Origin of the sequence: Maribacter sp. (assembly GCF_049667165.1) — a bacterium.
Taxonomy (GTDB): domain Bacteria; phylum Bacteroidota; class Bacteroidia; order Flavobacteriales; family Flavobacteriaceae; genus Maribacter_A.
This window is the reverse complement of the sequence record NZ_JBATHS010000155.1, coordinates 1-11,403: the sequence shown is the minus strand read 5'-3', so window position 1 is coordinate 11,403 and position 11,403 is coordinate 1. Positions and strand designations below refer to the sequence as shown.

The 11,403-nt window shown below is 42.1% G+C and carries 13 protein-coding genes; 10 read left to right on the top strand and 3 right to left on the bottom strand.

Annotated features, from left to right (window positions below; genetic code table 11):
- Nucleotides 1-205 precede the first annotated feature (205 nt).
- Nucleotides 206-832: a trimeric intracellular cation channel family protein gene (locus tag WBM98_RS08220; RefSeq protein ID WP_424365541.1), complete on the bottom strand. Its 627-nt coding sequence runs from the start codon at nt 830-832 to the stop codon at nt 206-208.
- Nucleotides 833-1,131: 299 nt separating this feature from the next.
- On the bottom strand, nt 1,132-1,848 hold the full coding sequence (locus WBM98_RS08215) for an RDD family protein (protein WP_424365540.1): 717 nt from the start codon (nt 1,846-1,848) through the stop codon (nt 1,132-1,134).
- A 33-nt stretch (nt 1,849-1,881) separates the two neighbouring features.
- Between WBM98_RS08215 and WBM98_RS08210 the strand changes: the two genes are divergently transcribed.
- From WBM98_RS08210 to WBM98_RS08180, 7 genes are all read left to right on the top strand, one after another.
- The gene (locus WBM98_RS08210; protein ID WP_424365539.1) at nt 1,882-2,862 is read left to right on the top strand and encodes a stage II sporulation protein M; all 981 of its coding nucleotides are present in this window, start codon (nt 1,882-1,884) and stop codon (nt 2,860-2,862) included.
- Entirely contained in the window at nt 2,840-3,718 is an 879-nt protein-coding gene (locus WBM98_RS08205; protein WP_424365538.1) for a hypothetical protein, read from the top strand. The genes WBM98_RS08210 and WBM98_RS08205 overlap by 23 nt, the downstream gene beginning before the upstream one ends.
- 85 nt (nt 3,719-3,803) lie before the next feature.
- Nucleotides 3,804-4,544: a DUF4129 domain-containing protein gene (locus tag WBM98_RS08200; RefSeq protein WP_424365537.1), complete on the top strand. Its 741-nt coding sequence runs from the start codon at nt 3,804-3,806 to the stop codon at nt 4,542-4,544.
- On the top strand, nt 4,537-5,760 hold the full coding sequence (locus tag WBM98_RS08195) for a DUF4350 domain-containing protein (RefSeq protein WP_424365536.1): 1,224 nt from the start codon (nt 4,537-4,539) through the stop codon (nt 5,758-5,760). Before WBM98_RS08200 ends, WBM98_RS08195 begins: the two co-directional genes overlap by 8 nt.
- Nucleotides 5,744-6,742 carry an AAA family ATPase gene (locus WBM98_RS08190; RefSeq protein ID WP_424365535.1) on the top strand — a complete coding sequence of 333 codons (999 nt, stop codon included), beginning with the start codon at nt 5,744-5,746 and terminating at the stop codon, nt 6,740-6,742. The genes WBM98_RS08195 and WBM98_RS08190 overlap by 17 nt, the downstream gene beginning before the upstream one ends.
- A 4-nt stretch (nt 6,743-6,746) precedes the next feature.
- Nucleotides 6,747-8,078, top strand: coding sequence for a DUF58 domain-containing protein (locus tag WBM98_RS08185; RefSeq protein ID WP_424365534.1), 1,332 nt, complete (start codon nt 6,747-6,749; stop codon nt 8,076-8,078).
- 190 nt (nt 8,079-8,268) lie between these two features.
- The gene (locus WBM98_RS08180; protein WP_424365533.1) at nt 8,269-8,982 is read left to right on the top strand and encodes a pirin family protein; all 714 of its coding nucleotides are present in this window, start codon (nt 8,269-8,271) and stop codon (nt 8,980-8,982) included.
- On the opposite strand, the gene WBM98_RS08175 is transcribed toward WBM98_RS08180, so the two are convergent.
- Entirely contained in the window at nt 8,979-9,344 is a 366-nt protein-coding gene (locus WBM98_RS08175) for a hypothetical protein (RefSeq protein WP_424365532.1), read from the bottom strand. The genes WBM98_RS08180 and WBM98_RS08175 overlap by 4 nt on opposite strands.
- Before the next feature lie 272 nt (nt 9,345-9,616).
- Here WBM98_RS08175 and WBM98_RS08170 point away from each other — a divergent pair, with 272 nt between their 5' ends.
- The 3 genes from WBM98_RS08170 to WBM98_RS08160 form a co-directional block, all read left to right on the top strand.
- On the top strand, nt 9,617-10,168 hold the full coding sequence (locus WBM98_RS08170) for a PadR family transcriptional regulator (protein WP_424365531.1): 552 nt from the start codon (nt 9,617-9,619) through the stop codon (nt 10,166-10,168).
- A gap of 20 nt (nt 10,169-10,188) precedes the next feature.
- Entirely contained in the window at nt 10,189-10,998 is an 810-nt protein-coding gene (locus WBM98_RS08165) for a hypothetical protein (protein WP_424365530.1), read from the top strand.
- Nucleotides 10,999-11,042: 44 nt separating this feature from the next.
- Nucleotides 11,043-11,403: hypothetical protein (locus WBM98_RS08160; RefSeq protein WP_424365529.1), on the top strand; the 361-nt coding region annotated here is incomplete at its 3' end.

Here is an 11,403-nt window from a genome sequence, read left to right as displayed (position 1 = left end):
GTCAGTTCGAGTGATTTTCGAAAGCCCCGAATGCTCGGGGGTATCGAGAACCAGAAGGAAGTAGTGAACAGTGGGCAATGAACAGTGAATAGTGAACAGTTATATATTCGTTGAAAAGTTGGATTTTTAGCCATTCAACTTTACAATTTTTGACTATGGACTTTGGACCTTCAACTTTGAACTTTAAACTTTGGGCCTTCTACTTTTAATTCTGTCGTTGATTTTTACCGGTTTTATAAATAGTAGGTAAGGCAATCTTGAATTTTACGGCCAACAAGCGAATTACAATAATGATTATGATAGCTGCGCTATAAGCGTATGCCCCGTCAAAAGGGAATTGTATTAAAAGGAAATAACCAATACCTCCCAAAATGCAGGCCGTTGCATAAATTTCTTTATGGAAAATCACTGGTATCTCATTGCAGAGAATATCCCGAATCACACCTCCGAATGAAGCTGTAATCGTTCCCAAAATTATACACATAATAGGCATTAACTCCGCGGAAAGTCCTTTCTCAATACCCACCATGGTGAATAACCCAATGCCGATTGTATCGAACAGGAATAAGGTCTTTCGTAAATATTTTAGTTGGTTGACAAACAAGATGGCGAAAAATACCGTTCCTAATATGGTGAATATATAAACCGATTCACGCATCCAGATCACGGGAGTATTGCCAATGAGCATATCACGCAACGTTCCACCACCAACCGCGGTCACGAAGGCAATAATAAGTACACCGAACAGATCGAGCTTTTTCTCCATGGCCACCAAGACCCCCGAAATGGCAAAGGCTATAGTTCCTAATATATCAATGGCAAAATAAAACATGATTGGTGTTTGGTGTTCATGAGCAAAATTAAGTCATTAATCTTCTTAATTCCAATCTTATTGCCCATCGACAATTTTAAACCCTATTAAGGCCAAAGGTCGATGGGAAACGGAGGTCAGTAGTCAGTAGACAGTATCGTCAGTCCGAGTGATTTTCGAAAGCCCCGAATGCTCGGGGGTATCGAGAACCAAATGTTAACAGTGAACAATGAACAGTGAACAGTGAACAGTGAACAGTTATATATTCGTTGAAAAGTTGGATATTTAGCCATTCGACTTTACAACTTTCGACTTTGAACTTAAATTTGCTGGGTATAATAACTATAATCCTTGATTATCGTATCCACAAAATCAAAAGGTTTTGCCTCCGTTGTGATCTCGGTCACTTTCTTGATACGTTCGCTTAGGGTAAGAATGATTTGATGATCACCATTACGTCTTGCCTGATCATACAATTCCTTGATGGTCTGCATTTCCCGATCCTCAAAAATAGTGACCTGTGGATATTGGGGTACATAATCTTCGGGTAGGTCCCTCAACAAGGTATCGCGCAACCCAACGCGCTTCTTTTCACTGATTACGGTGGTACCTGCGGCAATATCCCCGATGCGTTGCCCATTGCCACGAATCAATATGGTGAGAACCGCCAAACCCCCAGAGGTTAGTACCACATCGACGATCCTAAGGATCCAACGAATGAAATAGCTCGAAAAGCCGGGTTTTGAACCATCCAATTTGACCACACGAATATGCATCAAGGCTTTACCGATCGTTTTTCCGTCCATAAAAGTCTCCAATAACACATAATACAAAAAGGCGGGCAATCCGAACAAAAGATACAGGGCCCACATGTCCTCAAAATCAACATCCATCGCAAACAAGAGCCAGATAATCAAAATAGTGTAGGCAAGAATGACAAAACTATCGATCAAGTAGGCCAACATACGGTCCCCCAAATGGGCGGTATTCTGACTAATGCTTATATTTTGGGCGGTTTCTATTTGAAATTGTTCCATATTTTAGTTTCTTTGGGTAAAACCCAGTAGTACATGCGTGAGGCCGCCTTTGTAAAGCAAAATAAAGACAAATGGGTAACTTTTGAAAATGCCTTGTCAAACAAAACGAAGATAGCGCCCGATGTATTGTCCGACCTTTACATAGAAATTACCGACCATCTAAGTTACGCCAAGACCTTTTATGCAGGCAGTAATACGGAGTTTTATCTTAATACCTTGGCTTCCCAGGCCCATCAAAAAATCTACAAGACCAAAAGAGAACCCAAGAACCGCATTGTGGCGTTTTGGAAGACCGAATTTCCTACCTTATTCTATTTCCATCAAAGGGAACTGTTGATCGCTTTCCTCGTCTTTGCGTTCTTCACCTTGGTCGGGGCATTTTCAGCAGCCAATGAGGGCGATTTTGTACGCTCCATTCTTGGGGATGGGTACGTGAACATGACCCTCGACAATATTGATCAAGGGGATCCCATGGCCGTGTATAAGAAAATGGGGGAATTCAATATGTTCCTGGGCATAACCATCAACAATATCCGTGTAGCCCTAATGGCCTTCGCCTATGGCATATTGTTGGGCATTGGCACCTTATGGATCATGATGCAAAACGGGATCATGTTGGGTAGTTTTCAATATTTCTTTTACGAAAAAGGCCTGCTATGGGAATCGGCACGAACCATTTGGATCCATGGCACCATCGAGATTTCGGTAATCATTATCGCAGGGTGCGCCGGCCTGGTCATGGCCAACGGCATGCTTTTCCCAGGGACCTATACCCGGTTGGAGTCCTTCAAAAGAGGGGTTAAGAATGGGTTGAAAATTATGCTGAGCACCGTTCCTTTTTTTATTATTGCTGGATTTTTGGAGGGTTTTGTGACCCGTCATACAGAAATGCCCGATTGGCTGGCCCTAAGTATAATTACCGCTTCATTGGCACTAATTCTATTTTATTACGTTATATACCCATATCAAATACATTCAAAAACCAACCTTAATGAACAACTACATCCAGTTTAAAAAACAGCGCGAATTAGGCGACATCCTTACAGATACCTTTGCTTTTCTTCGTACGCAGTTCAAACCCTTTATGTCGACCTACTTTAAGATTGTGGCTCCTTATCTGGTAGTGCTATTGATTGCCATGGGGTTCTATCTATATTCCTTCAATTCAATTTTGGATTTCAATACGGAAAGTTCCAATGCTATTTTTGGCGGAATAAGCATGTTGATCAGTGGTCTTGTTTTTATGGCCGCCTTGATCATGGTCTACGCCATATCGCAATCCACGGTTTTACATTATATTAAATCCTACACCGACCTCCAGGGTACTATAGATTTTGATGAAATAAAAAAGGAGGTCTACAATTCTATATGGAGTTTTATTGGCCTTGGTATCATGGTAGTCCTCTCCATAGTGGTTGGTATGCTTTTTTGCTTCGTTCCCGGTATTTACTTGGCGGTGCCCCTTTCACTATCCTTTAGCATTATGGTCTTTATGAACAAAGGTGTGGGGGATTCGTACAACTATAGCTTTACCTTGGTGAAGGATGAATGGTGGATGACCTTCGCCACCCTATTTGTGGTAGGTATTATCGTGGGTATCACAGGCTATGCCTTTAGCTTGCCAGCCGTAATCTACCAATATGCGAAAATGGGCATTTTTTCAGGGGAAATGGATGCCATAAGTATGAGCAATAGTTTCGTTGACCCGGTCTATTTGGTCTTGAATATGATCGGTACCTTGGCCCAGCTGTTATTGAACATCATTTCTATTGTCGCGGGAGCCTTAATTTTCTTTAATCTGAACGAAAAGAAGAACTTCACGGGTACCTTTGAACGTATTCAGAATTTGGGGAAAACCACAGAGGATTGATCTGAATTCGAACATAGACCAACTATAAACGAATAAAAAAAGGGCGAATCAATAGAATGGATGTTCGCTTGAACCCAAAACGACAATGATTAAACGGCTTTCCATCTTATTGCTTTTTGGTGTACTGGTCTGCCCCTTGGGAGCCCAGCAAGATTCGACCTTGATTCAATACGATACCGAAAACCTTCGCCTGCAGCAAATTACCGATGAGGATCTTCTTCCTTATCGGGAAGACCCCCACTTCGATTATGAGATCGTGAAAACCAAACTTACCTGGTGGGAAAATTTCAAGACATGGTTCGGCAACCTTGTCCTTCGTTTTTTTGAATGGTTGTTCGGTGGCGAAAAGGCCATGGGGTATTTTGCCAATTTTCTTAGGGTACTACCCTATCTCCTGATCGGAATCCTACTTTTTCTACTGATCAAGTTCTTCCTGAACGTGAATGCAAGGGCCTTGCTGTATTCAAAGACCAATGAGCCTGTGGTCTCCTTGTCAGAAGAGGAACAGATCATCAAACATGAGGATATTGACCAGCTGATCCAAAATGCCTTGAAAGAAAAGAATTACCGGTTGGCGATTCGTTATTATTATTTGCTCATTCTAAAACAATTAAGCCATCAGCAACTCATAACCTGGGAAATTCAAAAAACCAACGATGACTATATCGCCGAACTTAAAAAAGGGGAGCTAAAAACAACGTTCGGCCATATTACTTGGCTATATGACTATATCTGGTATGGTGATTTCCCCATAGATGAGTCAAAATACCGGCAAGCAGAACTTAAATTCACAGCACTGCGAAAAACCTTGGATACACATGGGTAAAAAAGGCACCCTATATAGCATCATCGCTTTGGTCACCTTGGCCCTACTGCTACTAATTCAGTATAGCAAGCCGAAGGAAATCAATTGGTTCCCCTCGTTTGTATCCCAACATAAGATTCCATATGGCACCTATGTGCTCAATGATCTGATGGTACAAAAATACAAGGAGAACCTAAAGCAGGTAACCAGGCCTCCCTATGAAGAACTTCAATCGCACAACGACATGCAAGGCACGTATTTCTTTGTGAACGACCATGTTTCTTTCGGGGAAGCCGAACTGAACAGTCTACTCGACTGGACTTCCCGGGGGAATACCCTTTTCATCGCTTCAAGCAGTTATGATGCCGAATTAAAGGACACCCTGAACTTCGAAACTTCGGGGTTGTACGCCGATTTTGGGGAAGACCAAAAACAGGTACACAAATTATTGAATCCGGCCTTTACGGATGATGGCTCCCATACATTCAATAAGGACAATTTTGCCACGTATTTCAGTGAACTCGATACAATACATGCTAAGGTCATAGCCCAAGTGGATTATACGTTGGCAGTCGATTCCTTACAGCAGAATCACTTCAATGTCATTAAACAGGAATTTGGTCAAGGCCAAATCATACTCAGTGCTTTTCCCAAGGCCTTTACCAATTATTTTATCCTGAAAGACGATAATAAGGACTATACGGCCGGACTCCTTTCCTATATCGATGGCGGGCAGCCCATTTACATGGACAACCATTATAAATCGGGAAAATCGTTTTACACCTCACCCATGTATATCTTTTTGAATACCAAGGAATTCAAATGGGCCTATTATATCGCATTGATCGGGGTGTTGTTCTATGTGCTCTTTGAAGGAAAGCGCAAACAAAGGGCCATTCCCGTGGTGGTGCCCTTAAAGAACCAGACCCTCGCCTTTACGCGGACCATTGCCGATATGTATTATGAAAAAGGGGAGCAGAAATCGATTACCGAACATAAGATCGCCTATTTTTTAGAGTACATTCGTTCCCATTATTACCTAGATACCACAAACCAAGATGATGTATTCTTTCACAATCTGGCCGCCCGAACCAACCATTCTACCGAAGAAGTGAAAGACCTGTTCACCATGATGGAAAAACTAAAGGCCCAAACAGACATCAACAATAGCGATTTGATAACACTGAATACACGAATTGAAAAATTTAAATTGAAAGCCGATGGAAAATACCCCTGAAAATACCAATGCCCTGAATTTCGACAATAGGATCCCGTTAGAAGAGTTAAAAAAAGCGGTTAGCGATATCAAGTCCGAACTGGCCAAGGTCATCATAGGACAGGAAAGCTTCGTCGAGCTCTTGATCGTTTCTCTCTTGGTTGATGGCCATGTACTTATTGAAGGCGTTCCGGGCATCGCAAAGACCATTACGGCCAAACTTTTTGCCAAGACCCTGAAAACCGGTTTTAGCCGAATTCAGTTTACCCCGGATCTTATGCCCAGTGATATTCTGGGTACCTCGATCTTCAATGTAAAAACATCGGAGTTCGAATTTAAAAAAGGCCCTATTTTTTCCAATATCATCCTGATCGATGAGATCAACCGGGCACCGGCCAAAACGCAGGCGGCCATGTTCGAGACCATGGAAGAGCGACAAGTGACCATGGATGGAACTACCTATGCCATGGATACCCCTTTTATGGTCCTGGCTACCCAAAACCCTATTGAACAGGAAGGCACCTATGCCCTACCCGAGGCACAATTGGACCGGTTTATTTTTAAGATCAAGGTAGATTATCCGACCATTGCCGAAGAAATAAGGATCATACAAACGCATCACGAACGAAAAGGGGAAAATCCTCAGGAAAGAATCTCAGGGGTTTTGACACCAGAACAACTGGCCGATTTTAAAGCGAAGATCCAAGAGGTCGTCGTAGAGGAAAAGATAATCAAATACATCGCCGATATCATCACCAAGACCCGAAACCACCCCCATCTGTTTTTGGGGGGATCCCCTCGGGCCTCGATCGCCACCTTAAATGCCGCTAAGGCCTTCGCGGCGATACAAGGTAGGGATTTCGTCATCCCCGAAGATGTGAAAAAAGCCTTGGTGCCTGTGCTGAACCACAGGGTAATCCTGACACCCGAACGCGAAATGGAGGGTATGACGACCGATAGCGTGGTAAAAATGATCATGGAATCTGTGGAAATACCCAGATAATGCAATGCAGTTTATAAAATCGCTCTACATACACAACACCTTTTTTTGGTATATCGCGGTCCTTGCAGGCTGTTTTATGCTTTCATTTTGGGTCCCAGTACTATATCCCATGGCATGGGTCCTTACCTTGGTCCTGTCAGGCCTGTTTTTGTTTGATATCTATTTGCTCTATGCCAATTCCAAAGGAGTGGCCGCGGAGCGCCAATTACCCAAAAAATTATCGAACAGCGATTTGAATGCCATCACCATCAGCTTTCGATCTCATTACCCATTCAAAACCCATATCACCTTGATCGATGAGTTGCCCCAACAATTCCAAAAGCGCGACTTTGAACATAGCACGGTTTTGCTGCAAGGCCATAAACAGGAATTCGAATATTCTGTACGGCCCGTAGAACGGGGGGAATATGTTTTTGGGAACCTTAACGTCTATGCCTCTACCTCCCTAAAGATCATAAAAAGGCGTTTTATATTCCAAAAAGACCAAATGGTGCCCGTATACCCGAGCATCATTCAAATGCAGCAGTACGACTTTCTGGCCATCAGCAACAACCTTACCCAGTTCGGACTTAAGAAAATACGACGTATTGGACATACGCAGGAGTTTGAACAGATCAAGGAATATGTGGCTGGGGATGATATACGAACGGTGAATTGGAAAGCCACCGCGAAACAAAACCAGTTGATGGTGAACCAATTCCAGGACGAAAAATCCCAACCGATTTATTCCATCATCGATACAGGGAGGGTCATGAAAATGCCCTTTAACGGCTTAAAATTGTTGGACTATGCCATAAATTCCACCTTGGCCTTTTCGAACGTCGCCTTAAAACGGAATGACAAAACCGGTATGGTGGCTTTCTCTAAGAATATTGAAACCTTCGTGCCCGCTGTTCAAAAAATAACCCATTTGAATACGATTCTAGAACAGTTGTACAATATTACCACGGCCTTCACCGACTCCGATTTCGGACTGCTGTATGCCCAAGTCAAGCGCAAAATAACCCATCGAAGCCTTTTGTTGCTCTATACCAATTTTGAACATATATCGGCCTTACAACGACAAATGCCCTTTCTTATGGCCATGTCCAAAAAACATGTCCTCGTGGTCATCTTTTTTGAGAACACAGAATTGGAATCCCTTATAAGCACCGATGCCGAAGACCTGCAGACCATTTACCACAAGACAATCGCCGAAAAATTCTCCTTGGAAAAAAGATTGATGCAAAAGGAATTGCAGCGACATGGTATTCAGACCATTCTGACCAAACCCGAGCAGCTAACCATCAATACCATCAACAAATATTTGGAAATAAAGGCAAGGGGCCTGTTATGAACAAACCCAACACCTTGATAAGGCGATAAAAACCAACTGCCGGAATTTTTTTCTCGGCCACAAATGGTGTCAAAATTTTGATACCTTTAAACACATTGTATGTAGGATCACATAGATATGATGTAAAGTTCCATTAGAAACCTGGTAATCCATATCGTAGAACATTTTCGAAAAAGTATCCTGAACGCCCATGAAAACAGTATTCCATAAAGCAGATTCAAGAGGCCATGCCAATCATGGTTGGTTAGACTCGCATCATACGTTTAGCTTTGCCGATTATCAAAATACAGACCGAATGAATTTTGGAGTATTGCGGGTACTCAATGACGATGTGGTTTCGGAGGCAAGGGGTTTCGGCACCCACCCCCATCGCAATATGGAAATCATTTCCATACCCTTGGAAGGCGACTTGCAACATATGGACAATATGGGCAACTCCACGGTCATAAAACAAGGGGATGTGCAGGTGATGAGTGCCGGAACGGGAATTCAGCATAGCGAATACAACAAGAACAAAGATCGGCCCGTAAAATTCCTTCAGATTTGGATCATTCCCAATAAAATTGATGTGGACCCGCGTTATGACCAGGTTTCGCTTAAGGAAATTGAAACGAAAAATGCCTTTTACCAGATTCTATCACCTTTTCCTGAAGATCAAGGCGTTTGGATACATCAGGATGCGTGGTTTCATATGGGGGATTTTGATCCTGATAAGGAAGCAACATACACCCTTAAAAAAAAGGGGAATGGTGTTTATGTTTTCGTATTGGAAGGCGCATTGGAGGTCAACGGGAAGGTAGTACATAAAAGGGATGGGTATGGGCTATGGGATATTGATCGCTTCGATATTAAAACGATAGAACCTTCCGAAGTGTTACTGATGGAGGTGCCCATGTCACTTTAATACAGGACAAAGGTTAGCTGTGTTCCCTTGCGCCTCTTTTTCCCGGAAAATAAATCAAGGGTCACTCCAACCGCAACACCTCCAAGGACAGTAGCGGCCACATCCCCATTGTCCCAAGTATTGCCCTTACTTCGATCCAAGGCCTCTTTGGTCAAACCGGCCAATAGGCTTGTTCCTACGGCTCCGACATAGGTCCATGTACGATCACCGTCCGAAAGCTCCTGCGCCAAAAGTCCACCGATGGCCCCACTTAATGCCCCTGCCCCGAAATGCAATGCCTTATCGTCCGCTATCTGGGCATGGAGTTGTGTGAATGAAAAAAGCAAAATAAGCAGTGCAAGACTATTTTTCATGGTATCCATAAAGGTAAGTAGTTATTGAAAATGATAAAACCAAAAGAATATATTTCCACAAAAATACCAACCCGCTCGGACATTCATAATTTATTCTTATGATATAAATGTTCTATGCCCAGGTGACCTCCGGATAACGGAAGCGTTGACTCTTGCATATAATTGGGTGCCCTTTTAGCCATCCTTAAACCCTTAGGATTACTATTGTCTATAAAATTAGTTTCAATTTATTTGGATTTTAATACGAATCGTATTAATTTTATAGTACGAATCGTATCATTATGAAAAAAGCATTTAAAATTACTTCCTTGGATTATGCCATACTAGGATTGATCCATCAGGAACCATTGTCCGGTTACGGTATAAGAAAACAATTTGAAACCACTGCCCTTGGTAATTACAGTAGCAGTCCTGGGGCCGTTTATCCTGCACTTAACCGATTGCAAAAATTTAACCTGGTCACTAAATCGCGGTTACCGGAACAAAAGAAAGAGAAGTTCCACTGTACTTCCCTCGGCTTGAACACCCTCAAAGAATGGTTGTTGCTACCCGTGGAAATAACCGATGTAGCAAAAAGAAACGACGAACTTCTTCTAAAATTTGCATTTATGCACAAACTCTTGCACAAGAACCAAGTCCTCGAATTTCTACAATCCTTCAAAATTCAACTACAACTATATATAGCGGAGTTAAAGGAATTTCATAAAAGGGAAGGTGCTCATTTACCCTTACACGGACGATTGGCCTTTGAGCATGGTTTAGCCAGCTATTCGGCCACGCTTACATGGTGTAAAAGTACCATTTCTACCATTCGCAATCATCAAAAAAAATGAACATTCAAAATCATAAGGTCATGAAAACCAATTTATGGATTACCTCAGCCTTAGGCGCCTTATTGTTAACTGCAATATATGCCTTACTCAACGCATTATTCAACGAAACACAGGATTTGAACTCCCTTTTATGGGGAATCATTGCTAATTATCTTCTAGCCTTGCTTTTGGGTTATTACATCCAACATTCCACTTTAAGAGGTTTTAAATTAGGATTATCGGTTTTCCTGATCTACTTTTTAATAGGCCATTTCAATATTCTGATAGAAGCCTACATCTTCAATGTTACGGACAGGGGACAAACCCTTTTTGAACTACTTCGGGGCTTTTTGGCCGCCGCAATATTCTGCCCACTGTTTGTGTATATGTTCCGAAAATTGGAGTCCCAAGAAACCCTCAAATTTGCACCCCGTACATTTTTTGGTTGGTTCTGGAAGGTGTTGGTCGCTAATTTCCTTTATCTGGTTTTTTATATCGGTGCCGGACTCGTTCTTAGTATCGCTTTACCCGAAATGATGGAATTCTATCAAGATAAGATTCCTCCCATGGATGTGATGATCAACACCCAATTGTTCCTTAGGGGGTTTGTTTTCATAGCCGTGGCACTGCTGGTGTTGCGTACGGTAAACCTATCCAAACTTAAAAAAGCCCTATTGATAGGTCTAATTTTTGCCATTATTGGCGGTATTGCACCTTTGATCCAACCCAATGAGCTTATGCCCCTTTACATTCGAATAGGGCATAGTTTTGAAGTCGGGATTTCCAATTTCTTATACGGACTCGCAATTGCCTATTTACTTTCACGAAAAATGATAAGGGATGATAAGTGATATTTTTAGTATGGACTGTATCTTTATAGGACAAAATTGAACCCATGGAAAATCATTTTGAACTTTCTGATCTAGAATTCGAACACTGGTTTGAATCCTGTTTATTAGACCCTTTAATTTTTAACCACGAAGCCCATTTGCGTTTGGCCTACATCCATATTAAAAAATACGGAGAACAAAAGGCGATTGATAATGTTTGCTCCCAATTGATGGCCTATGTCACACATTTAGGGGCTACGGACAAATACAACACTACCCTGACTGTGGCAGCTGTGAAAGCAATCAATCACTTTATGCAAAAAAATTCGAAAATGGATTTTAAAGGATTAATTACCGAGTTCCCACAACTGAAGTTTGGGTTCAAAAGATTGATGCAGTGTCATTACAGCTTCGATATTTTTGATT

What these genes read in the sequence shown, in the direction of transcription:
- WBM98_RS08220 (WP_424365541.1), bottom strand. Translation starts at nt 832, where the DNA reads ATGTTTTATTTTGCCATTGATATATTAGGAACTATAGCCTTTGCCATT.
- WBM98_RS08215 (WP_424365540.1), bottom strand. Translation starts at nt 1,848, where the DNA reads ATGGAACAATTTCAAATAGAAACCGCCCAAAATATAAGCATTAGTCAG.
- WBM98_RS08210 (WP_424365539.1), top strand. Translation starts at nt 1,882, where the DNA reads ATGCGTGAGGCCGCCTTTGTAAAGCAAAATAAAGACAAATGGGTAACT.
- WBM98_RS08205 (WP_424365538.1), top strand. Translation starts at nt 2,840, where the DNA reads ATGAACAACTACATCCAGTTTAAAAAACAGCGCGAATTAGGCGACATC.
- WBM98_RS08200 (WP_424365537.1), top strand. Translation starts at nt 3,804, where the DNA reads ATGATTAAACGGCTTTCCATCTTATTGCTTTTTGGTGTACTGGTCTGC.
- WBM98_RS08195 (WP_424365536.1), top strand. Translation starts at nt 4,537, where the DNA reads ATGGGTAAAAAAGGCACCCTATATAGCATCATCGCTTTGGTCACCTTG.
- WBM98_RS08190 (WP_424365535.1), top strand. Translation starts at nt 5,744, where the DNA reads ATGGAAAATACCCCTGAAAATACCAATGCCCTGAATTTCGACAATAGG.
- WBM98_RS08185 (WP_424365534.1), top strand. Translation starts at nt 6,747, where the DNA reads ATGCAGTTTATAAAATCGCTCTACATACACAACACCTTTTTTTGGTAT.
- WBM98_RS08180 (WP_424365533.1), top strand. Translation starts at nt 8,269, where the DNA reads ATGAAAACAGTATTCCATAAAGCAGATTCAAGAGGCCATGCCAATCAT.
- WBM98_RS08175 (WP_424365532.1), bottom strand. Translation starts at nt 9,344, where the DNA reads ATGGATACCATGAAAAATAGTCTTGCACTGCTTATTTTGCTTTTTTCA.
- WBM98_RS08170 (WP_424365531.1), top strand. Translation starts at nt 9,617, where the DNA reads ATGAAAAAAGCATTTAAAATTACTTCCTTGGATTATGCCATACTAGGA.
- WBM98_RS08165 (WP_424365530.1), top strand. Translation starts at nt 10,189, where the DNA reads ATGAAAACCAATTTATGGATTACCTCAGCCTTAGGCGCCTTATTGTTA.